The sequence below is a fragment of the Bacillus sp. NS1 genome, from assembly GCF_058248265.1.
In genome coordinates this window covers 894,561-917,241 of the sequence record NZ_JBZAZF010000003.1, presented here as the reverse complement: position 1 = coordinate 917,241, position 22,681 = coordinate 894,561, and the positions used below count along the sequence as shown (strand labels likewise).

General features: G+C 41.0%; 23 protein-coding genes, 1 other RNA gene and 2 pseudogenes. 8 read left to right on the top strand and 18 right to left on the bottom strand.

Annotation, left to right across the window (positions count from 1 at the left end):
• Nucleotides 1-31: 31 nt before the first annotated feature.
• Nucleotides 32-451, bottom strand: a pseudogene (locus tag AC4CV5_RS15375) (hypothetical protein); the annotation flags it as partial.
• Between the two features lie 89 nt (nt 452-540).
• A pseudogene (locus AC4CV5_RS15370) lies at nt 541-1,019 on the bottom strand (SMI1/KNR4 family protein); the annotation flags it as partial.
• A gap of 150 nt (nt 1,020-1,169) precedes the next feature.
• On the opposite strand from AC4CV5_RS15370, the gene AC4CV5_RS15365 reads away from it, so the two are divergent.
• Entirely contained in the window at nt 1,170-2,606 is a 1,437-nt protein-coding gene (locus AC4CV5_RS15365; RefSeq protein WP_490923138.1) for a flavin monoamine oxidase family protein, read from the top strand.
• Nucleotides 2,607-2,859: 253 nt separating this feature from the next.
• Here the strand turns inward: AC4CV5_RS15365 and csaA are convergent, their stop codons facing one another.
• From csaA to AC4CV5_RS15330, 7 genes are all read right to left on the bottom strand, one after another.
• Nucleotides 2,860-3,192 carry a chaperone CsaA gene (gene csaA / locus AC4CV5_RS15360; RefSeq protein WP_490923137.1) on the bottom strand — a complete coding sequence of 111 codons (333 nt, stop codon included), beginning with the start codon at nt 3,190-3,192 and terminating at the stop codon, nt 2,860-2,862.
• A 64-nt stretch (nt 3,193-3,256) separates the two neighbouring features.
• A complete protein-coding gene (locus AC4CV5_RS15355; RefSeq protein WP_456521010.1) occupies nt 3,257-3,982 on the bottom strand; it encodes an AraC family transcriptional regulator in 726 nt (241 codons plus the stop codon).
• A gap of 14 nt (nt 3,983-3,996) precedes the next feature.
• The gene (locus AC4CV5_RS15350; RefSeq protein ID WP_490923136.1) at nt 3,997-4,740 is read right to left on the bottom strand and encodes a GNAT family N-acetyltransferase; all 744 of its coding nucleotides are present in this window, start codon (nt 4,738-4,740) and stop codon (nt 3,997-3,999) included.
• Between the two features lie 74 nt (nt 4,741-4,814).
• Complete coding sequence (locus tag AC4CV5_RS15345) at nt 4,815-5,390, bottom strand: TetR/AcrR family transcriptional regulator (RefSeq protein WP_166852184.1); 576 nt, start codon at nt 5,388-5,390, stop codon at nt 4,815-4,817.
• A 4-nt stretch (nt 5,391-5,394) separates the two neighbouring features.
• Nucleotides 5,395-6,096 carry an MBL fold metallo-hydrolase gene (locus AC4CV5_RS15340; RefSeq protein ID WP_166852181.1) on the bottom strand — a complete coding sequence of 234 codons (702 nt, stop codon included), beginning with the start codon at nt 6,094-6,096 and terminating at the stop codon, nt 5,395-5,397.
• A 75-nt stretch (nt 6,097-6,171) separates the two neighbouring features.
• A complete protein-coding gene (locus tag AC4CV5_RS15335; protein ID WP_373923386.1) occupies nt 6,172-6,648 on the bottom strand; it encodes a GyrI-like domain-containing protein in 477 nt (158 codons plus the stop codon).
• Nucleotides 6,649-6,701: 53 nt separating this feature from the next.
• The gene (locus AC4CV5_RS15330; RefSeq protein ID WP_373923385.1) at nt 6,702-7,640 is read right to left on the bottom strand and encodes a helix-turn-helix transcriptional regulator; all 939 of its coding nucleotides are present in this window, start codon (nt 7,638-7,640) and stop codon (nt 6,702-6,704) included.
• Between the two features lie 198 nt (nt 7,641-7,838).
• On the opposite strand from AC4CV5_RS15330, the gene csk22 reads away from it, so the two are divergent.
• Entirely contained in the window at nt 7,839-8,384 is a 546-nt protein-coding gene (gene csk22 / locus AC4CV5_RS15325; RefSeq protein WP_166852172.1) for a mother cell-specific sporulation protein Csk22, read from the top strand.
• Nucleotides 8,385-8,409: 25 nt separating this feature from the next.
• Here the strand turns inward: csk22 and czrA are convergent, their stop codons facing one another.
• Nucleotides 8,410-8,733: a Zn(II)-responsive metalloregulatory transcriptional repressor CzrA gene (gene czrA, locus AC4CV5_RS15320; RefSeq protein WP_490923132.1), complete on the bottom strand. Its 324-nt coding sequence runs from the start codon at nt 8,731-8,733 to the stop codon at nt 8,410-8,412.
• A 192-nt stretch (nt 8,734-8,925) separates the two neighbouring features.
• Here czrA and AC4CV5_RS15315 point away from each other — a divergent pair, with 192 nt between their 5' ends.
• The gene (locus tag AC4CV5_RS15315) at nt 8,926-9,603 is read left to right on the top strand and encodes a lysozyme family protein (RefSeq protein WP_166852169.1); all 678 of its coding nucleotides are present in this window, start codon (nt 8,926-8,928) and stop codon (nt 9,601-9,603) included.
• A gap of 91 nt (nt 9,604-9,694) precedes the next feature.
• Here AC4CV5_RS15315 and AC4CV5_RS15310 read toward each other — a convergent pair whose 3' ends face one another.
• Nucleotides 9,695-10,231 carry a DUF420 domain-containing protein gene (locus AC4CV5_RS15310; protein ID WP_166852166.1) on the bottom strand — a complete coding sequence of 179 codons (537 nt, stop codon included), beginning with the start codon at nt 10,229-10,231 and terminating at the stop codon, nt 9,695-9,697.
• A gap of 136 nt (nt 10,232-10,367) precedes the next feature.
• On the bottom strand, nt 10,368-11,150 hold the full coding sequence (locus tag AC4CV5_RS15305; RefSeq protein ID WP_222142987.1) for a VLRF1 family aeRF1-type release factor: 783 nt from the start codon (nt 11,148-11,150) through the stop codon (nt 10,368-10,370).
• Nucleotides 11,151-11,318: 168 nt separating this feature from the next.
• Between AC4CV5_RS15305 and AC4CV5_RS15300 the strand changes: the two genes are divergently transcribed.
• The 5 genes from AC4CV5_RS15300 (at nt 11,319) to desR (ending at nt 15,924) form a co-directional block, all read left to right on the top strand.
• Nucleotides 11,319-11,816, top strand: coding sequence for a GNAT family N-acetyltransferase (locus AC4CV5_RS15300; RefSeq protein WP_166852160.1), 498 nt, complete (start codon nt 11,319-11,321; stop codon nt 11,814-11,816).
• 63 nt (nt 11,817-11,879) lie between these two features.
• Nucleotides 11,880-12,857, top strand: a complete 978-nt coding sequence (locus AC4CV5_RS15295; RefSeq protein WP_490923129.1) for a S66 family peptidase — start codon at nt 11,880-11,882, stop codon at nt 12,855-12,857.
• A 162-nt stretch (nt 12,858-13,019) separates the two neighbouring features.
• Nucleotides 13,020-14,078, top strand: a complete 1,059-nt coding sequence (desA, locus tag AC4CV5_RS15290; protein WP_166852154.1) for a Delta(5) desaturase DesA — start codon at nt 13,020-13,022, stop codon at nt 14,076-14,078.
• 114 nt (nt 14,079-14,192) lie between these two features.
• Nucleotides 14,193-15,305, top strand: coding sequence for a two-component sensor histidine kinase DesK (desK, locus tag AC4CV5_RS15285; RefSeq protein WP_166852151.1), 1,113 nt, complete (start codon nt 14,193-14,195; stop codon nt 15,303-15,305).
• A 19-nt stretch (nt 15,306-15,324) separates the two neighbouring features.
• Nucleotides 15,325-15,924 carry a two-component system response regulator DesR gene (desR, locus tag AC4CV5_RS15280; protein ID WP_373923380.1) on the top strand — a complete coding sequence of 200 codons (600 nt, stop codon included), beginning with the start codon at nt 15,325-15,327 and terminating at the stop codon, nt 15,922-15,924.
• Between the two features lie 34 nt (nt 15,925-15,958).
• Here desR and AC4CV5_RS15275 read toward each other — a convergent pair whose 3' ends face one another.
• The 6 genes from AC4CV5_RS15275 to AC4CV5_RS15250 all read right to left on the bottom strand — a co-directional run bounded on the left by AC4CV5_RS15275 (nt 15,959) and on the right by AC4CV5_RS15250 (nt 22,449).
• Nucleotides 15,959-17,548, bottom strand: coding sequence for a solute:sodium symporter family transporter (locus tag AC4CV5_RS15275; protein ID WP_490923126.1), 1,590 nt, complete (start codon nt 17,546-17,548; stop codon nt 15,959-15,961).
• Between the two features lie 183 nt (nt 17,549-17,731).
• Nucleotides 17,732-18,595 carry a LysM peptidoglycan-binding and 3D domain-containing protein gene (locus tag AC4CV5_RS15270; protein WP_166852142.1) on the bottom strand — a complete coding sequence of 288 codons (864 nt, stop codon included), beginning with the start codon at nt 18,593-18,595 and terminating at the stop codon, nt 17,732-17,734.
• Between the two features lie 247 nt (nt 18,596-18,842).
• Complete coding sequence (recQ, locus tag AC4CV5_RS15265) at nt 18,843-20,618, bottom strand: DNA helicase RecQ (protein WP_490923124.1); 1,776 nt, start codon at nt 20,616-20,618, stop codon at nt 18,843-18,845.
• A 141-nt stretch (nt 20,619-20,759) separates the two neighbouring features.
• Nucleotides 20,760-20,946, bottom strand: a non-coding RNA gene (gene ssrS / locus AC4CV5_RS15260) — 6S RNA.
• A 233-nt stretch (nt 20,947-21,179) separates the two neighbouring features.
• Nucleotides 21,180-21,806 carry an FMN-dependent NADH-azoreductase AzoJ gene (azoJ, locus tag AC4CV5_RS15255; RefSeq protein WP_003220143.1) on the bottom strand — a complete coding sequence of 209 codons (627 nt, stop codon included), beginning with the start codon at nt 21,804-21,806 and terminating at the stop codon, nt 21,180-21,182.
• Between the two features lie 151 nt (nt 21,807-21,957).
• Nucleotides 21,958-22,449, bottom strand: coding sequence for a TraR/DksA family transcriptional regulator (locus AC4CV5_RS15250; protein ID WP_166852136.1), 492 nt, complete (start codon nt 22,447-22,449; stop codon nt 21,958-21,960).
• Nucleotides 22,450-22,681 lie beyond the last annotated feature (232 nt).

Genomic DNA, 22,681 nt, shown 5'->3' with positions numbered 1-22,681 from the left:
GCAGAACCAAAAGTGTTGGTGACAAAATACGTTATGTTTCTCTATTAAAGCAGCAAATTAACATTGTAGATTTATCATCGTATTTTTTTGATTTATGTCCACCAGTAAGCCCAGCTCTGTGAAGTGCTTCCCTGCAAGTGTATAAGAAACTGCTCTCAGAATCGCTTTTGAGCGGTTATTTACTACTAATCCCATCCATTACAAACCCGAGTTTCCTTCTCTTTTCATTATCCACTTCAAATAAACTCAGCTGCTGATTAACATCTTCCTCAATATTTGATAACGTAACTGAGATACTTCTCACTGTTTTACCCGAGTAAAACTTAGTAAAGAGCATTACACCTTTTACGATATCCCAGGTGATTTCTCCTGCGCTTTCTAGCTGTTTGGCCTGTTCAATTTGCACTGCAAGCTGTACCTGAGCCGGTTCAAGATTCTCGTACCCTACTTTCATTCCATGTAAATTTTACCATAATCAACTATTTCAATAACAGAAAAAGACAGCCAAATCTGACTGCCTTATACATCGCATTATCTTGTTCAATAATAATTTTCTGCGGTATAATAGCGCCATTCCCAAAAAGTTGCCCCATAGGATTGTATATACCGACCTAGAAATATCTCAAAATTTAAATTTAATGGAGTATACTCTAAACCACTTTCAAATATATAAAGATAGTTGGGATCACCTTGATTCACTTTATCTTTATCGATCATTAAATGGCATTCTTCCAATAAGTAGCCAATTGGGATACCATTGATACCTTCAAACAAATCCTCATATTTTAGTTCCTCTTCAATCTCTTCAAGGCTAAATAGCTGAAGTCCTCCACCTATATTCTCCCCATCAGAAAGAATCTCAAAAATTTTCGCACCGTTATGTAGTGCCATGAACTTCCGATAATCCTCTGAAAGGGTAATCTGGTGTTTAGCTTCAAAACTTTGAATGTCATCATGATTGCTTTGTCCTTTGAAAATGTAACAAGGAACTCCATGATATATCCCTCAGAACAAAACAATAGTCAAATACCTCACCCCATTATTGTTCTTGTAACGAGAATAAACGTCCCATTTGGCATACAAATTTCAAAAGATATGAACAAATCGTGATGAGCGCCCTTTTTACTGAATATAATGCAATAAATTTGAAAAAGAGGTGCCTCCCAAAAGTGAATTCTCTAATGGATGAAGACTTGATGAAGATCATTAGAAACGGCCTTAGCGCATCGCAGCATCCAAAGCATATTATTGTTGTAGGAGCTGGATTGGCCGGGCTTGTATCAGCATCTTTGCTAAAAAATGCCGGTCACAGAGTAACGATTCTCGAAGCGAGCGGCAGAGCAGGCGGCCGTGTCTGCACTTTGAGGTCTCCCTTTAGTGATGGATTGTATTTAAATGTTGGTCCGATGCGTATACCGAATAACCATTTGCTAACCTTAGAATATATAAAGAAATTCAGACTGCCAACAAATGTATTTATCAACAGAACCCCCATGGATATCATATATACGAATGGAATCAAAACACGTCTCCATATTTTTGAACGAAATCCTCAGATATTAAGATACCCCGTTGCACCGAACGAAAAAGGGAAATCGGCTGAAGAACTATTGCTTTCTGTATTGCAGCCTATATTAAACTTTATTAATCAAAACCCTGCAAGAAATTGGCAGATTGTTGAAAACCAATACAAGAATTATTCATTAAGCTCTTTCTTAAGCACTTTCTTTTCATATGGCGCGATCGATATGATTGGTATACTTCTGGATATGGAAGCGTATATGGGGATGTCTCTTGTTGAAGTGTTACGAGAATCCATCTTTTTTTCATCGCCTTCTCATTTCTATGAGATAACAGGCGGTATGGATCGGCTTCCTTACGCGTTTCTTCCTCAACTGAAAACAAATATTCTATACCATCAAAAAATGATGGGAATTTCTCAAAATGAGAACAACGTTACGATCCATTGTCAGCATCAACAAACAGCAGAACATACAACGTTCACAGCTGATCTCGCTATTGTAACCATTCCTTTTTCAACATTGCGATTTGTGAAAGTCGAACCATACCATTCTTTTTCCTACTATAAACGGAGGGCAATTCGCGAACTGAACTATATGAGCGCAACAAAAATCGGCATAGAGTTTAAAAGCCGATTTTGGGAAAAAGCCGGGCAGCGCGGCGGGAAATCTATTACTGATCTTCCGATTCGATTTTCGTATTATCCAAGCACTGGTATTGGAGCAAATGGACATGCTGTTGTTCTGGCGAGTTATACATGGGCAGACGAGGCACTGATGTGGGACAGTCTTTCAGAAGGTGAACGTATTCAGTATACGTTACTGAATTTATCTGAAATATATGGCGATATTGTATGGTCTGAATTTGTGTCCGGCGCCTCTTTTAGCTGGAGTCAGAACCCTTATTCGGCGGGGGCCTTTACAGCTTTCGAACCAGGACAAGAATTAGAGCTGTATCCTTATATTCCTGTCCCTGAGGGAAGAATACATTTCGCAGGAGAACATGTCTCACTCACTCATGCGTGGATGCAAGGCGCGATTGAATCTGGAATCCGTGCCGCTTATGAAATCAGTCGTTTACCTTAGATCTTGCTTACCTCTTATGCTAAAGCTCGTTATGTAGCAAATATTTCATATAGTCAGATCATGATCAGATGACAAATTCATTCAATAACAAAGTAACCCTTGCAATCTTTCACCCACCATGCTATATTCATATAGCGATGAGCTGAATTGTGTAAGCCGATGTACATGCCCTTTGCGGCACACACGAATGTGGCGTGTGGTGCATCGCCTCAATACGCAAAGACGTTTGCCTTAGGCAAACGTCTTTTTTGTGTTATCCGATTTTTGTGCCGTTTGGAACGGGCTGATCCGGCTGCAGTAGGACGACATCGCCCTGGCCGGGAATGCCGGCGAGAACCAGCACTTCTGATTTAAATCCCGCGATCCGGCGCGGCGGAAAGTTGACAACTGCTATGATTTGCTTGTTGATGAGATTTTCCGGCTGGTAACGCTTCGTGATTTGCGCGCTCGATTGTTTCATGCCGATTTCTGCTCCAAAATCAATCAACAGTTTAATCGCCGGGACTCTTGCCTCAGGAAATTCCTCCGCTTTTACAATAGTGCCTGTTCTGATATCTAATTTCTCAAAGTCCTCAATGGCCGCCATATCAATAACTCCTTTTTCTTTTATTATAAAAGAGATATCCAAGGTTCGTTTAACCAAAGAACCATCATTTTTTATCCGAATATAAGGTGTTTCGATATAGCCGGGGCGGCATGCCTGTACTTTTCGTGAACCATCTAGTAAATGAAGATAGATTTTGAAAGCCCAGAGCCTCGCTCACGACAGTAAGGGTTTCATTTTTCTCCATCACCATTCGTTTCGCTTCCTCAAGGCGAAGATCAGCGATATAGTTCTGCGGGGACTTACCCGTCTGCTTTTTGAACCAGCTTGAATAGTAAGCTGGGTGGTAATGCTCTATTTCTGCCAGCTTCTTAATCGTCAGCTGCTCAGATAAATGGCTGTGAATGTATGCAATTGAGGCGTAGGTATGGGATTGCAGCTTTTCTTTTATGTATTGAACAAGCATATGAAGCGAGTTTGCTGTGCCGGCCTTTGCTTCCTCTGTCAGCAAGTACCTGATTGAAGACCAGAAAGGATCAAGCGCAGCTTCAATTCCCGATCCTGCATGATATTCGTCAATTTTCATCGCAAAAAGCGGAACGTCCAGTACAAGACATTCATTACGGCCTATTGAACGGAAACGATGCTCACACTCCGGCGGGATATATAAAAAATGATCCGGCCATAATTTTACCTGGCGCCCTTCTGTCTCAAGATCAATACTCCCTTCAAGCGGAAAAAGAAATTGACTGTATTCGTGCTTATGTGAATGATAAAGTCGTGTATATGTCCGTTTTTCGCAAATAATCTCTTGAAGCGAGTCCATTAGCAAACCCCTTCCTTTGGTCATTTTTTGATCCGATAATGATGTTCCGATATAGTCGAAAATCCGATTTTTTCATATAAAGAAATTGCCGCCAGATTTTCTTTCAGCACTTGCAAATACATGTACTTCGCTCCGTTATTGATTGCCCATTCAGTCAACGCCCTAATTATTTGAGTTCCTGTCCCTTTTCCTCTATGCTGCTTGGCTACAACGATGTTGCTGAGTCCCCCGTAGCCATCAATGACAGAAGCCGTTCCAACTGCTGTCAGACTCTCTTGGTCATACATCGTGAAAAAGGCTTTACACGGCGGCATGCGTTCAAAAATGTTTGTGTAGCCTCGGTGCCGCTCCGGCGAAAATCCTTCCAATCGTATAAAATCATCAATCCAAACAGACGACGGCTCCTGTTCCCGCTTGTATGTAAATCGGCTGTTGTCATCAGTATGGCTCATAATGTCCCGGCACAATGCTGTCATTTGAAAGCACTCGTCTGCCTTTTCATATCCGCTGTCTGCCAATGCGTCATCAAGCCCATTCGGAGAAGCATTGCTGATATGAAAACAAACAGGCAAGCCTAAGTTTTTATAAAAATGCTCGGCCGCTTGCTGGTAATCTCCTTCAGGTGTAACCGCAGAGGTCCACACACTGTTCGCCCTTTTGGTTACGCCAAAGTTCGCTCTGAGAAGCCATTGTCCCATCCTTTTCTGAATATAAGACGGCCATGAAACTGCCGCTAACCGCTCTATTTTGTGAATGTCACCCATAGCCTGTCTCTCCCCTATGTATACTACCATGACATTATACAATATTCAGAAATATAAGACATCTATTTATTAGTTTACATAATATTTTTATTGTTTATTAATAATCCTGACAAAAATGTCTGAATTGAAAATGACAGGCTTTCTGAAATATCCTCTTCACGTTCAAATGCTTCTTTTGCGATTAAAGCAGTAAAGCCATGCAGCAAACTTCTGAGCCCCCTTGTCGCGTGAATGGCAGTCTCTTCGCTTGCATAGCCGTTTTCAATGAGCAGCTGCGTGACAAGCTGAACAATTTGTTCTGAGACGATTTCCGCCCTTTTGTCCTGAACCTTAAGCAAAGCCGCCTCATAATATCCGGGATTTTGAACTGCAAAATCTACATATGCATGAGCTAAAGAGAGCATAGCGATATCTCCCTTTTGTTCGGTTACGGAGTCGGCCATTTGATCATAAAGCCTTGTCAGTCCGCTGACAGCAAGCTCTGTTTTGATTGCTTGCAGCCCGTTGACATGATTATACAGTGATGGAGGGCGAACATTCATTTTTTTAGACAGTGCGGCAAGCGTGACACTATTCAAACCTTCCTGATCGGCAATCTCCGCTGCCGCGTCTACAATCATGTTTTGGTTCAATCCTATTCTGGGTGACATGCTATCATCCTTTCTTTGCTTTTTGTATCGCCTGTTTCATCCGCTCTGAGGGTGATCTCAGAAAATTCCCATGTCCGACTGCGAGACAGGAAGGCGCCTTGTCGGCGAGCAATTGTGCGCTTTTGATGGCCTCCTCCTTATTCCATGTGGCGAAGGCAGGAAAAGGAAACGTCCATTTTACCTGGCCTGATACAGCGATTCCTCCGCGTAATTGAAATGCATCTCCTGCTATTATAGTGCCGTTCCTTGTATCAAGAAATGACATACTGCCCGGTGTATGGCCTGGTGTAGAAATTGCAAGCAGAGAACCAATTGTTTCACCGCCCGTCAGCAGATGGTGCGGCTTTGTTTGAACGTGTTTCGGAATACCTCCTTTTATAGGTGTCTGCGGCTCATCATGACGCAAGGATGTATCACCTTGCAGAAGGAAAGAATCCCGTTCTGAGATCATCACCTTTGCATGAGGAAACGCTTGTGTCAATGCATCAAGTGATCCGACATGATCCCCATGTGCATGGGTCAGTAAAATATGCTGAACCGGTTTTCCCAGCTGATTTACAGCTTGAATAATTCCTTTATAGCTGCTTGGCAGTGCGGCATCAATAAGGGTGACTTCGTTTTCTTCCTCTACTAAATAGCAATTGACCGGAAACAAGACCGGAAAAAAAGTCAGCTGCCAAACCGTTTGATACTGGGTAACTCTCATTTTTTATTCCTCCTAACAAAAACTAATGGCGTTAGTTTTATTATTAACTAACACCATTAGTTTTTCAAGCGTTTATTAACTTTTTATGGCGACATATATATTCACTTGCGCCCGTTGTGGTACTGCTGCACTTTGATCATATATCTCAAAGTCACCTGTATAAGTACGCAGATGACGCTTATCCCAAGTCCAAATTTCCTTCCATGTTTCAAGCACAATCTCTTCAATAGGGCCGATTCTGGAAGTGAATACAGCATAAGCGGAAGCTGGCAAATCAATGCTTTCATATGATTCCAGAAGGGTGCTGTCCTCTTGAAACGTTCCGACTGAAAACGTGTAAAACCCTTTCGTCTCCTGTTCGTAATTGGAATATAAGGCGATAATGCTCTGATCTTTTGCCTGTGAAAAAAGAACACTCCTATCCTGCTTCCAGAATTGGTCCCACAGTGCCGGGATCCGTCTTTCTTCCGTCATTTCCAATGCGTTGCTGGTCCGCTGTGACAGTCCGGTAAACCATTTCTGTTCTAAGTGTGTCATATGTGAAAAACTCATACGATCCCTCCTTTTTACCTAGATTATAAAAAAAGAAACCTGACAGCAGTGTGTCAGGTTTCATATACTTTTTGCATTTGATGAATGGTTTCTTTTACTTTATCCCTTATATGAAGAGGTTGCAAAACCTCAATATCTTTTCCGAACTGCAGCAAAAAACCGATCAGCCATTGATCTTCGGGAAGAGAAATCACTGCCCGGCAGTTTTCACTTTCATCACAATGAAGCACTTCATTTCCGAACCATTCACGTATGCGCTGACGTGCAGGCGGCTGAACAAGAATAATCAGTTCAGTTAAACGGTCCTTTTGGTACCAGCACCTATCCCACGGCAAGGAATCCAGCTGAATGTCTTTTCTGATATAGGAATGATGTAAAATGGTCAGATCTTTCATTCGGTTAAGTTTAAAAAAGCGAAAATCGTTTCTAACCAGACAATAGGCATATAAATACCAGTGCCCCGCCTTGCAAACCAATGTGTAAGGTTCCGTTTCCCGTTGAAGTGTTTCCCCGCTTGCGTTTGTATATGTAAATAATATCGTTGACAATCGATCGATGGCGGCGCTGATTTTCTCACGAAGCGCCTTTTGATCCTCAGTCTGGCCCCAAGCCGTCATGTCAATAAACCATTTTTCAGTTTGGTGCTTAAATGCTTCAGCAGACTGCTCCGGTATGAGGTGCTTGATTTTTTGATAAGCTGTGCTGTGAGAAACAGGTTCATACATAGATGAGACACTCTGCAAAGCGGAAGCGATCGCAAACAGCTCTTCCTCTTTTAGCCATTCTCTCTCAAGCCGATATGTCTCCATAATGCCAATCCCGCCCCCGGAGCCCTGTGAGGTTACAATCGGAATACCAGCTCTATTGATCGTCTCAATATCACGGTAAATTGTTCTGACGGACACTTCAAACAGCTCAGCAAGTTCGGCGGCCTGCACTTGTTTTTTGCTGATTAATAACACAACCATCGCTAACAAACGTTCCAGTTTCATTCTTTGCACCTTTTCTTCTTTTATTTTACAATCATAACATTTTTATAAAGCTTGGGCATATCTATTATGCGGCCCAAATACCCCTTGCATATGTTATGAAAACAGGGGTTTCCCCTTCTTTTTTGTGTTCAGTATTGATTTCAGCTACTATTTCGAACCGGATAAGCATACACTTCTCAACGGAGGGGATTTCACATCATGCATCTAACACTTCAAAGCGTTTATCCTGCCATGATTATCATCTTTTTTCTGTATAAAAAAATTAAAAGGTCCATCGGATATCAGCCGCTGAAGCCTCGCTGGCTGTTCACCCGTATGATTCTTTTCTCGCTGTTTGCTTTTGGTCTTTCAATATTCAGCGTCATTCACCCTTTTTTATATGGATATCTCATTTTCGGCATTCTTGGCGGATGGCTCCTTGTCGTTTTCGCAAAGAAAAACATCTCCTTTGAAAAACGCAGAGGAAAAATTTATTTTCGGACTCATATTTGGGTAGAAATGATTCTCTTAACCTTGTTTCTATCAAGATTTCTGTATCGAGTGACAGAGCTTTATCTTACTTCGCCTGATCTAAACAGCATTGGATCTTACAGTCAGTCAATTGGAACGGATCCTCTGACAATTGGCGTCTTTTTTCTGATAGCTGTTTATTATATCGGTTTTTCTTCTTTTGTCATCAAGCTCAGCAGAAACGAACTCGATCAGAACGGACACAATAAAGAAAAAGACATCCTTGCCCGCTAACAGCGATTAAGCAAGGATGTCTTTTTTAATCATGTTGTGTATGATGGATCATTTGCTGAAGAACATCTAAAACGTGTTCATCCTCCGGTGAGTAATAAATGGATGTTCCTTCTCTGCGCGATTTGACAAGCCGAAGATTTTTTAAGAATCTGAGCTGGTGGGATACTGTGGATTGCAATAAATTCAGCTTTTCTGCAATTCCGTTTACTGCATGTTCACCCTGGGATAATAAATGGAGAATTCTGATTCTGGTAGGATCAGAAAGCGCTTTGAATGTTTGAGAGACTAGAAACAAGGTTTCCTCATCCAGATCAGCAGCCGTCCGGTCCGTTTCTCTAAATTCAGTCATCTGTATCACCTTTCTTTATTCATACTTTTATCTTATAACAAATGCGCTTGGGTGCAAACCAGCCTGCTTGTGTTCCAATTCAATCTCATAGTTTAAATTTATGTTTCAAATCAGGTTTTTACTTGGTCTGATATATCGTTCTATGTCATAATAAAATGGTCATACTGCTCCAAACATTGAGGGTGAAACACAGTGAAGAAAAAGAGAAAAGGCTGTTTCGCTGCTGCGGGTTTTATGATGATTTTTGTCTTTGTCATCGCCTCTTTTTTATTGGTCTTGCTTTTTTTCAACCGGGATTTAATCAAAAAACTTCCGATCGATACGAAAACGATTGTTTTGGAACGTTTAACAGATTATAAACCGCTGGTGGAAGACGAGCTTGAAAACCAAGGACTCTCAAATTATACATCGCTCATTCTTGGCATGATGTATCAGGAGTCAAAAGGAAAAGGCAATGATCCCATGCAGTCCTCTGAATCTCTGGGGTTAAAACGCAATGAGATAACAGACCCTCAACTCAGTGTTAAACAAGGCATCAAGCAATTTACCCTCATGTACAAGACCGGTAAGGAAAAAGGTGTGGATTTGGATACCATTATTCAAAGCTACAACATGGGGGCAGGTTACATTGATTTTGTAGCTGAACATGGAGGAACGCATACTGAGGAATTGGCAAAACAATACTCCGAGCAGCAAGTCAAAAAAAATCCCGATCTGTATACTTGCGGGGGAAATGTGAACAATTTCCGCTATCCGTATTGCTACGGTGATTACACGTATGCAGAAAAAGTAAAAGAAAAAACAAAAACTGTTGAAGAATCTTTGCAGGTTGCAACACTTGAAACCATGGAATCAAAGGCTCATAAATAGGAGTCTATCAATTTACTGACAAAAGCCCAAAACAGATTTGGGCTTTTGCCATGTTTAAAAACGTTTAAAAAAGCCATACAGAGTATGGCTTTTAATAATAAGGTGATATCATCAGATATACAATAACGCCTGTAAGGCTTACATACAGCCACAGCGGCATTGTCCATCTGGCAATTTTTTTATGGCGTTCCACCTGCATGCTGAAGCCTCTGATCAGCGTAAACAGCGCAAGCGGCACAATGATTGCAGAAAGACAGATATGCGTAATTAAAATAAAGAAGTAAATCGTGCGCATAATACCTTCTCCGCCATACAGCGTATTCTCAGCAATCGAGTGGTAAACAACATAGCAAATCAAAAATAGTAATGTTGTTGTGAATGCTGCTAAAATAAAGCGTTTATGAGCTTTGATATTTTTCTGTTTAATCATAATCAGCGCGGCCAATAAGAAGATAAACGTAAAGCTGTTGAATATCGCATTCAGCATGGGCAAAATGTGAATATTCGCATGGCTGAACTGATCTAATTTAGGCATAAAAAACAGCACTGCGATTAAACCGTTAATCAGAACTGTCAGCGTAAGGACAATCCCCGTATAATTTTTCGGTTTATTTTCTGTTTGATTCATTTGGTGACCTCTCCTAATTTGTACTGGCTATCCAAATCGTATGCAAATTCAAAGAAGATGTCAACGTTTTCGATTGCTTCGTCAGAAATTAGACACACTTCAAAGGCCGGCGGCTTTTAGCCCCGGCCTGTTAGATTTACGCCTCTTTGATCAAATGCTCAACGGCCTTATGTTCATTTTCATTTAGCAGGTTCTTTTGGATTTTCGAATGAATGGGTTTGTTCATATGCTGATCTAAGATATCCGCCGTTTCTTTATCACCGGCGATGACCATTCGTTCCCATCTTTTCGCGGCCGCTTTTTGATCTAGATTGGCAGCCAGCCGCTTATACAGTCTCGTTTGGTTCTCCGTCACATGTTCCCTCATTCGGTTCTCTTCCAATGGCACCGTTTTTTTTGCAGAGGAATGGAAATTCTCCCAAGACTCATTGATGATATTGTACTCATAATGCTCAACCGCCTCAATCTTTCCTAAAACGGTTTCAATAATTTTCACTTCATGCTGCTGAGTTAAAATAAACGCCGTACTTGGGTACGTTTGGCGCAAATCCTTCAACTGATCCAGAACGGCTGTTTCTTCCCAGTAAAATCTTGTTTCTACAGGGATTTGAAGCTTAATTGGTTCCCATATACCGCTGTCGGAAACAAAAAATACGAGACTGCGGGGCATGTCTTTTCCCATTTCATTAAGGTATTGATCAATTTTCGTTCTGATTCCATCAAGACACTTCTCTTCCCCTGGATCACTTGCTGCCAAATACTCCTTTAATCGGCCGAAGCCTGATTTTAGCGCAATTTTCCATTCTCCCCCCTGCTGCTCTGGATCTCTCATGTCTGTATTAAGATATAGGGAGAGAATTTTATCCGGCGGTTCCAATTGGACATACTGTAATTTGTTAATCAATGAATCAATCGCCATTCCGATTCCTCCTTTTTCACAGGTTAGTTTCCTTTTTCCTCTCTTAAAAACGATCAAACCTTACTTTTGCAATTTCTAGTAATAATGGATTTGTTATTTACAATGCACCTCTCATCTAATACAATTGGTAACTGTGTTTCTAAGCTGTTTTTTGAAAGGAGATTGATCTTGTTTACTGTTAAAGAAAAAAATCGTCAAGAACTTGAGGAAGAACTACTTGATTTAGAATTTCAAATTTACCGCATGCAAGAGAATATGAAGGACCTATCTAAAGATGCCAAAGTGCTTGGTATTGATCAATCGAAACATGAAGAGTGGATGATCGTTTCCTCGATTGATGATGGCCAAACATGCAAAATTATGCTTACCGATTGTAAAACGGCTTATAGAGGAAAAGGCTGCTTTTCACTTGTAGCGTCTTACAAGGACGATGCCATTCATATCGGCGACATAAAAGGCCCTCCGAATCACGGCTTTGGTTCCATTTGCATGAAATATTTAAAAGATATCGCCAGAGACCACAACATACCGAAAGTCACCGGTGACATTGCCAAACGGGACTGGAATCACGTAGACCGGCTGATTCATTTTTATGAAAAACATCAATTCAAAGTATCCGTCGATCATGATACACAATCAGGCTGCATTAAGTGGGTTGATTTGTAAAAAATTCTGGAAGAATGATCCAAGATGTGCTGTAATGGTGTAAAACCATTAATGGAGGGCTCTATGTACGCCTCAAAACTGAAAAAGGGAGACGAAATTCGGATCGTGTCTCCCGCGACCAGCATGTCCATATTATCGAATGAAGCAAAAATGCAAGCAAAAACTGCGTTAGAACGCTTAGGTTATCGGGTAACCATCGCTGAACATGCCAATGAATGTAACGAATTTGATTCATCCTCTATCGAGTCAAGAGTCCATGACCTGCACACTGCTTTTTTTGACCCCGGAGTCAAAGCAATTTTAACAACACTCGGCGGTTTCAATTCAAATCAGCTGCTGCGTTATCTTGATTACGAGAAAATCAAACAGCATCCTAAAATTCTGTGCGGATATTCCGATATAACAGCTCTTTGCAACGCCATTTATCAAAAAACGGGCCTTGTTACTTATTCATGCCCCCACTTTTCAACATTTGCAATGAAAAAAGGGCTTGATTATACACAAGAGTATTTTCTTTCTTGCTGCGCTTCGGACGACTCGTTTGAAATTCTTCCTTCAAGTGAGTGGAGCGATGACCGCTGGTTTATGGATCAAGAAAACAGGCGTTTTTATCCTAATAACGGCCCTGTTGTAATCCAAGAAGGTTATGCGGAAGGCACTTTAATTGGCGGAAACCTATGCACGCTTAATTTGCTGCAGGGAACGGAGTATTTTCCTGAAACAGAACATACTATTTTATTGATTGAAGATGATGATATGTCAGACATCCATATGTTTGACCGCGATCTGCAATCACTCATCCACCTCCCCGCTTTTTCACATGTAAAGGCGATTTTGATCGGCAGATTTCAAAAAGCATCAAACGTATCAATGGATCTTGTTAAAGCCATCATTGGCACAAAAAAAGAATTATCCGGTCTCCCAATCATCGTAAATGTAAATGCCGGACACACCTCACCAATTGCCACGTTTCCTATAGGGGGAACATGCAGGATTGAAGCTGTTTCAGGCACCTCACGAATATGGATTGATAAACATTAATCAGCTTGTAAATTTCTTTTTACAAGCTTTTTAACGCAAACATTTGTGCAAGCACGAGGAGGTATGACAAATGTCATATCTGATGCATGATGTGTGCTACTACAAAGGACTTCTCTCATTCGCGTATACTGAACGTAGACACACAATGAGAGGATACTTACTATGACTGAACAAACCATTGCGCATAAACAAAAACAGCTGACAAAGCAAGTTGCTACTTTTGCTCAGCCCGAAACAAAAAACAGCCTGATTCAGCTTTTGAACACGTTTATTCCCTTCTTCGGACTATGGTTTCTGGCTTATCTCAGCCTCAATGTCTCCTATCTCCTTACGTTAGCATTAACAGTGATTGCCGCAGGATTTTTGACAAGAATTTTTATCATTTTCCACGACTGCTGCCATCAATCATTTTTCAAACAAAAGCGCTATAACCATATTCTCGGTTTTGTGACAGGTGTTCTGACTTTATTCCCGTATCTACAATGGCAGCATAGCCATTCAATTCATCATGCGACAAGCAGCAATCTGGATAAACGCGGCACAGGAGACATCTGGATGTTAACTGTAAACGAATATAAAGCTGCATCCAGACGAACAAAACTTGCATATAGACTTTATAGAAATCCGTTTATCATGTTTATTCTCGGACCGATTTATGTTTTTCTGATCACCAACCGTTTTAACAAAAAAGGTGCAAGACGTAAGGAGCGTGTGAACACACACCTTACGAATCTGGCGATTGTGGCGTTGGCTGCTGCTTGCTGTCTAATCTTTGGCTGGCAATCGTTTTTACTGGTGCAAGGCCCTATTTTTCTGATCTCAGGTTCAATCGGTGTATGGCTGTTTTATGTGCAGCATACATTTGAAGATTCTTATTTTGAAGAAGATGAAAACTGGAGCTACGTCCAGGCAGCAGTGGAAGGCAGTTCATTTTATAAACTCCCGAAACTGCTTCAATGGCTGACAGGCAATATCGGGTACCACCACGTTCACCATTTGAGCCCAAAGGTGCCTAACTATAAGCTTGAAGTTGCTCATGAACATCATGAACCATTAAAAAACGTACCGACAATTACCTTAAAAACAAGTCTGCAGTCACTTGCATTCCGCCTTTGGGATGAAGATACAAAACAATTTGTATCATTTCGGGATATCAAACATATACCTTCCAGCCTTCCGCCTGATTCAACAGAAAAACAGAAACTGCGGAAGAACGCCTGATGATGAAGGAGGTCTTCTCTTAGAAGGCTTCCTTTTTATTGTTTGAGGGTGCATTCTGGCTTTCGCAATGATAAAGTTACATGTAAGATGAAAAGCTGAAAATGAGGTAATATCATGATTAAAAAACATTTTACATTTCAAAAACTTAGCGGGATTACGCCCTATATATGGACGATATTTTTCATCCTCCCCTTCTACTTTATATGGAAATCATCATCTACAGTTGTTATCATCGTCGGCATCATTTTGACGCTTTTATTTTTTTCGGTATATAGATTTGCATTTGTCTCAAAAGGCTGGGCCATTTATTTGTGGGCGTTTTTGTTAATCGGCATTTCAACCGCTTCAATTACTATGTTCAGTTATATTTATTTTGCTTTTTTTATCGCCTATTTTATTGGAAACATAAAGGAACGCGTCCCCTTTCATATTTTATATTACGTCCATTTAATAAGCGCAGCCGTTGCAGCTAATTTCAGTCTCGTATTAAAAAAGGAATTTTTTCTGACTCAAATTCCTTTTGTCGTCATTACACTCATTAGCGCGATTTTATTGCCCTTTAGCATAAGAAGCCGCAAGGAGCGCGAACGGCTGGAAGAAAAACTCGAGGATGCAAATGAACGGATTGCTGAGCTGGTAAAATTAGAAGAGCGGCAGCGAATTGCCCGTGACCTCCACGATACACTTGGGCAAAAGCTTTCTCTAATCGGTTTAAAAAGCGACTTGGCGAGAAAATTGATTTACAAAGATCCTGAACAAGCAACACGTGAACTGAAAAGCGTTCAGCAAACTGCGAGAACGTCTTTAAATGAAGTCAGAAAAATCGTATCCTCCATGAAAGGCATCCGGCTCAAGGATGAAATCATAAACATCAAACAAATTCTTGAAGCAGCCGGCATTACGTTTATCTATGAAGAAGAGAAATTACCTGAAAATATCTCATTGCTTAATGAAAACATATTGAGTATGTGCTTAAAGGAAGCTGTCACTAATGTCGTCAAACACAGTCAGGCTAAGACCTGCCGAGTCGACATTCAGCAGCTCTGGGAGGAAGTTGTCATTACAGTGACTGACGATGGAACATTTCAAGGTGAAGAGAAATACTTTTCAAAAGGACATGGCCTGCTTGGCATGAGAGAACGGCTTGAGTTTGCAAACGGGAGCCTTCACATCGATACAAAAAACGGCACCAAGCTTACCATGTCAATTCCTAATAACTCAAAATAAACAAAAAAGGATGGCTAACATGATTAGTATATTTATTGCGGAAGATCAGCAAATGCTCTTGGGCGCTTTAGGATCACTTCTAAACTTAGAAGACGATATGGAAGTCGTAGGCAAAGGTACAAACGGTCAAGATGCTGTTGATTTTGTTAAAAAACATCAGCCTGACGTATGCATTATGGACATTGAAATGCCCGGAAAAACGGGGCTTGAGGCTGCTGAGGAGTTAAAGGATACAGGCTGCAAAATTATTATCTTAACCACTTTTACTAGACCCGGCTACTTTCAGAGAGCCATTAAAACAGGCGTTAAGGGCTATTTGTTAAAAGACAGCCCGAGCGAAGAACTCGCGAGTGCCATTCGAAGCGTCATGAACGGAAAACGCATCTATGCACCTGAACTGATGGAGGACATATACAGCGAGGCTAACCCGCTTACAGACAGAGAAAAAGAAGTGCTTGAACTTGTGGCTGACGGTAAAAATACAAAAGAAATCGCTCAGGAACTCAGCATCAAAAGCGGGACGGTGAGAAATTATATCTCAATGATTCTAGACAAACTTGAAGTGAAAAACCGAATAGAAGCCATTACCCGATCAAAGGAAAAAGGCTGGTTTAAATAAAAAAGGATCTTGGCACCTGCCAAGATCCTTTTTGTTAGTCCGCAATTCCCCATGGGGAAAACAAAAGGTACGTCGCCGCAACTAGAATAATAATGATACACGACACCAGCTTTACGTGTTTCCAGGGTGTTACATCCACTTGCGGATTGTGCTCGAGCTTATATTCTGTTTTCCTCGGATACAGCTTTCCTGTCAGAAGCATAACAGCCACTGAAAATGGAAAGAGTACGGCTAGGATGTACAGAAAATGAATGTGCCCTAAATAGATTTTTGATAAGCCGTATAAAACTATATGGGCTGGTATCGCTATTTTCACAGCTAAAGCCGGCACTTTTTTTGTGAAAAAACCTACGACGATCGCTGCTAATATCGGTACATTAAAAAATCCGAACATCTCTTGAAGATAGCTGTACAGCCCTGATGGCGCATATAAAATAAAGGGTGCGATAACAATCGATACAATCCCGAGAACTGCGACGAAAATCCTTCCTGTTTTGACGAGATCAGCTTCATCTGCTTGAGGCTTACATAACGGTTTGTATATGTCCAGCGTAAACAACGTAATGGTACTGTTCAGAGAGCCGTTGAACGAGCTCAAAATCGCTCCGAATAAAATAGCGGCGAATACACCGGTAAGCGATGCCGGCAATAGATCGACGATCAGCCGGGGATATACACTGTCTGCATTTTCAATTCCGCCCCCATATAAATGAAAGGCAATCACTCCAGGGACGACTAAATAAAAAACGCCGATAAGTTTAAAGAAACCTGCTAAAAGAGCGCCCTTTTGTCCTTCAGCCAAGTTTTTCGCTCCTAATGCACGCTGAACAATCGCTTGGTTAACAGCCCAATAAAAGAGATTATTCACTAATAGCCCTGTTAAAATTGTCGGCCACGGTACATCTGCCGAATTGCTGATATCAATTGAATTGAGTTTTTCAGTATGTAAAGCCGTCAGTTGAGCAACTCCGCCCCCAAAGCTGCCTTGTCCGACTGCAAGAATGCCTAATATCACGATAAAAAAACCGCCGAAAATTAATCCGATTCCGTATATGGCATCTGCTGATGCAGCGGCTTTCAATCCGCCAAAAAAGATATAACAGCAGCTCGTTACGCCAATGATCAAGGATATCAATAAAACTGCCATAAATGTGCTGATGCCAAACGTCTCTGTAATGCGGAATACTTGATTCAACACGAGAGCCCCTGAATACAATACTGTCGGCAGGAATGAAACAGCGTAGCCGATGATGAGCAGAACAGAAACGATCTGTCTTGTTCTTTGATCAAACCGCTGTTCTAGAAAATCAGGTATCGTGGTAATTCCCGTTTTCAAATAACGGGGCAAAAAGACAAGGGCCAGGAAAATCAACGCGAGCGGTGCACTCGCTTCCCATGACATCGCTGTCATAGACCCTGCATAGCTTTGCCCATTTAACCCGACCATCTGCTCGGTTGATAAATTGGTTAACAGCAGCGAGCTTCCGATATATAGCGCAGTAAGGGTTCTTCCTCCGAGAAAATATCCATCGGACGATTGCAAGTTAACCTCCTTTGTTCTCCGCCATGAAAATAGAAATATCCCGATATTGATAACCAGAAAAGATACAATGATCCAAAGCAACAGCCAGCAACTCCTTCTGTAAATAGTTAGATGATAGGGGCATTTACCATCTACCCATTTTTCACACGTGAAAAACATCGGAACCGCTTTTCTTTTATCAGCATATGATACATATATACATCCCTAAACATACGAAAAAAGACGCAAGCCAATAGCTCACGTCTTTTATCACAATCTATATGATTAGTTTAAGATTTTTACACTTACAGTTTTGACGCCCCAATTAGATGCATCACTTTTATTGGGCACAAATACGTCGATTTTATTTCCTTTAATAGCGCCGCCAGTGTCTGCTGCTGTTGCTTCACCGTAACCTTCAACATAGACTTTAGAACCTAGCGGAATCACATTAGGATCAACCGCAATAACTTTCGCGTTCGGGTTCTTATTTAAGTCAACGCCTGTTGCTGTAACGCCGGAAATGCCGCCGTCGTTAGCAGTGTAAGCAGTAGCAGTAACTGTTAGTTCTTTTGAAGCTTCTTGATTATTTGTATTTGATTGAACAGCCTTTTCTTCTGTTGGAACAGAAGTTTCTGCTGCAGCCTTTGTTTCTTGTTTTGGTTGTTGTTGAACTGTTTCTTGTTTAGGTTGCTCTTTTTGCACAGCTTCTTGTTTTGTTTCAGTTTGAGGTGCGCTTGTTTGCGTATTCTCAGTAACTGTGTTTGCTGCTGTTGCCTGACCTTTCACTGAAAGCGTAGATCCAGCATAGATCATGTCAGAGCTTAGGTTATTCCAAACTTTCAGGTTATTGACTGTCGTACCGAATTGTTGAGCAATCTTAGAAAGCGTATCTCCCGCTTTAATTGTATATTGCCCAGTAGTGGTTGTTTCTTCTGAAGAAATGGTCAGTTTTTCTCCTGCAATGATTTTATCAGAAGTTAACTTGTTCCATTCTTTTAGGTCCTTTAGGTTCACTCCGTTTTTCTGAGAGATTCCCCAGAGCGTATCACCCTTTTGCACCGTAATTTCTTTTGCAGAAGCGTGAGCTCCGAATGCAGTTGATGAAAGTGCAGCAACTGCTACAAAGGACATAATCGTCTTCTTCATAAGTAAATCCTCCCTTGTTAGCTTTTTATTGGCGGCTAACAGGTGATATCGTAACACACGTAAATGTCAAATCAATAACAAAAAGATATGATTTAGATTACAGTTCCTTTACATGAAGGATTTCTCTCTGTTGGAAAGACTTGCTGAACCCTTGATATAATAGGCTTCGCAAGTCTTTTTATTTTGAGGAAAAAAAGAGAAAATAAAATGTGTTTTTTATAGAAAAAAAGGTTGATTTACTGTTTTTTTAGTCTGTCACCCCTGCATAAGCTTGTATTTCTTGTAAAAAAAGCCGGCCGTATTTTGCTCTTTTTTGTTCTCCAACTCCTTTTATAGACAGAAGTTCCTTATCATTTACGGGCTGTTTTCCTGACATTTCTTTTAACGTTTGATCAGAGAAAACGACAAAAGGAGGAACACCCTGCTCTGCCGCAATTTCTTTTCGAACCATGCGCAATCGTTCAAACAGCTCGTCATTTTCAGTAATCGCTGCTGCTTTTAACGCTTCTTTTCTCGTTACTGAGAATTCTCCTCTCAGCACATCCCTTCCTTTACTGCTGACAAAAAGAGTCGGAAACGTTCCGTCTGACATCCTGATGAAATCGTCAGAAATAAGAAATTCGATAAAATCACTGATTTCCCCTACTGATTGGTGTTTTAATATCCCGTATGTTGAGAGATCGGAAAAGCCGTTTTCAAGAACTTTTTTATTTTTAGAGCCGGCGAGCACCTGGGCAACCATCGTCTTGCCAAACCGTTCTTTCATGCGAATGATACACGATAAGACCATTTGCGCCTCTCGTGTTACGTCATGGGCCGTCCTTGTATCAGTGCAGTTTCCGCACTGTCCGCACGCATCAGGCTCCTTTTCTCCGAAATACATAAGGATAAATCGCTGCAGACAATCTTCCGTGTGACAATAGTCGACCATTTGTCTCAGCTTTTTTAAATCCTGCTTTTGTTTCTCTTCATGCTCTGATTGTTCAATTAAGAAACGCTGCACCATAATATCCTGCGGTGAAAACAAGAGAACACATTCGCTGGCAAGACCGTCTCGTCCAGCTCTACCAGCCTCTTGATAGTAGCTTTCCATATCTTTCGGAATTTGTGCATGCAGGACAAATCTGATATTTGATTTATCAATGCCCATTCCAAAAGCAGAGGTTGCCACCATCACTTGCAGCTCATCATTAAGAAACCTTTCCTGCTGCTCTTTTCTCACGTCATCAGCCAAGCCCCCGTGATATCGGCCTGCACTGATCTGATTTCGTTTCAATCTCTCATAAATCCGATCAGCTTCTTTTCTAGTCGCTGTGTAGACAATCCCAGCTTCATGTTTGTTGTTTTGCACATATTCATCAATAAAACGATCCTTATTTTCCCCTTTTGCTACTTTAAAGGTTAAATTGTCTCGGGAAAATCCGGTATGTACCGTGTTTTCTTTTTGAATATGCAGCTGTTTGCAAATATCCTCATGGACCTCTGGTGTGGCCGTTGCTGTTAATGCCATGATAACAGGCTTGTCATGTAATTCACGGAACAAGATTTCAATATTTCTGTAGCTTGGCCTGAAATCGTGGCCCCATTGAGAAATACAGTGCGCCTCGTCTATTGCGACTAAAGGAACATCAATGCCCTGCAAAATCCGTATAAACTCCGTGGATGTTAGTCGCTCCGGTGTAATGTAAAAAAGCTTATAAGCCCCTTCTTTGAGCCCGTTCAGCCTCTCATATATTTCCTGATTGGATTGTGTGCTGTTAATGTAGGCGGCGTTAATCCCCGCTTCTTCTAACGCATCGACTTGATCCTTCATCAAGGAAATCAACGGCGAAATGACGATCGTTGTCCCTTCAAACATCAATGCCGGAATTTGATAGCAAATCGATTTGCCTCCTCCCGTCGGCATAATGCAGGCCGTATTTTGCCTCGCTTCCGTCACCGAGCGGATCGCTTCTTCTTGGCCGCTGCGAAGCTTTTCATAACCGAAGTAATGGGCCAGAAGGGATTGGGCTCTATGTAACATAACGTGTAAACCTCGCTTTTCCTTGAATTTCTCCCATCATATCATAAAAAAGCGGCCTTCATTTCTTTCACACAGAAATTGAATTTTCACTATACCTATCTTTTTTAGATAAAATAAAAAGCCATTTCCAAAAAGGAAATGGCTTTCGCTACGTCTTGCCGTATGCAAGTAAGAAAGTTTTAAACCACCACTCCTCAAAGTGGGTGTTTGCAGAAACGTTCCTGTCGTCCTCTGCAATGGAGGCATGACATTCCAGCTTCGATATAAAACTCCCTATTACAGCTTAAAGGTTAAAACTTAATTAACAATACGCACAAAGTAGCTTCTTTAATATAGTACACCATCAGTTGCTTTTTATCAAGAGGTCAGAACAATTGTTTAGAAAAACTTTTTCCAGTGATTAAAAGCGATTTTTCGCTATTATATCTGACGATTCGACAATCAAAAAATATATTACAATAAAAAGCAGCGGATTTTCGCCAAAAGCGAGAGATCACTTTCTTCTATATAATATGTATACAAAAAAACTCCTATCGCAATGATAGAAGTTTTTGTTTAAAATTAGAATTTTGCAGCAAGATCTTTCGCTTCTTGTAAACCTTTTTCAACAATTTCTTGTGCTTGATCAGGCGCTGCGTTATGTCCTTCGATGACAACTGTGTGCAAGTCTTGAACACCCCAGAAACCAAGAACTGTTTTCATGAAGTTTAATGACATTTCAAGTGCAGCCATTGGTCCTTCAGAGTAAATGCCGCCGCGCGCGTTAAGAAGTGCAACTTTTTTGTCGCCCATTAAACCAACTGGTCCTTCTTGTGTGTATTTGAATGTAACGCCTGCACGAGACAGGTAATCAACATAAGTATGAAGAACTGCTGGCACTGTGAAGTTCCAAAGCGGGAATGCGAAAACAACTTTGTCAGCTTTTACAAACTGATTCAGATATTTGTCAGCAATTGCTGCTTGTTTTTTCTCTTCTTCTGTCATTTCCATTCCTTGACCAGCTTTAAATGTTCCGTTAATCATATCTCTTCCAAGGTAAGGAAGGTTCTCTTTATGAAGATCTAATTCAACCACTTCATCAGCAGGGTTGTTTTCTTTATAAGCAGCTAAGAAAGCTTCGTAAAGTTTAGTTGATACGCCTTCTTCAGCTGTACGGTCGCTCGATTTTACAAATAATACTGTAGACATTTGTATTCCTCCCGGTAAACTTTTTATATTTACTTACAAATAGTATGTTACTTTCTTTTTTACTCGAAGTCAATCACTTTATTTTGAATATGAGATTTTTTTTCAAAAAAAAAGCAAGTACATCTAATATCGGTGTACTTGCTTGCCATTTTCACTTCGAATCTTGTTCACGGTCCAAAATCTCATACGTCTGAGAGCTTTTTTGATCAATGGTTTCTTTATTGGATAGATCTTTTACCTGCTCGTGAAACTCTCTTTCAAATGATGGAGCGTCTGTCTCTAAATCATCCTCCATATCAGCTTGGGCCTCCACTGTCATTCTTGCATAGGGAACAGCTTCAAGCCTTTCATAAGGAATGTCTTGGCCAGTTTTTTCACACACTCCGTACGTTCCATCTTTCATTTTTTGTAATGCATGGTTGACCTCCTCTAACAGCTCCCGGTCAATCTCTCTCACCGTTTGGTCTGTCATCCGGTCTGTGACGAGCGTGCCGTGGTCTGCCATGTGGTTGTCAACCCCATTGGAAAGCTCCCCAACTTCTTCAGTCATTGATTCTGTTTCCTTTTTCTCGCCAGACAATTCTTTTTGCATATCGAGCAATTTATGATAGAGATGCTGTGTTTGTTCTTTTGTCAGTGCCATGTATATCCTCTCCTTTCTATCCTGTTTCCCGTTTCGCCTCCTGTCAAACATGGGACATTGATGGAAAGATGAGCTACTGCCTTTTTGAACGGATCTTGACCGCTGGCGTTGATGCTTCGGATTTTCTTTGGCACTTTTTGTCCTACTCTTCTGACGGCATGTAAGTGGCGTAAACAGAACAGAGCATGTGAGCTCTGCTCTGCTTTGCTTTTTATATAAAAAAAAAGCCTAA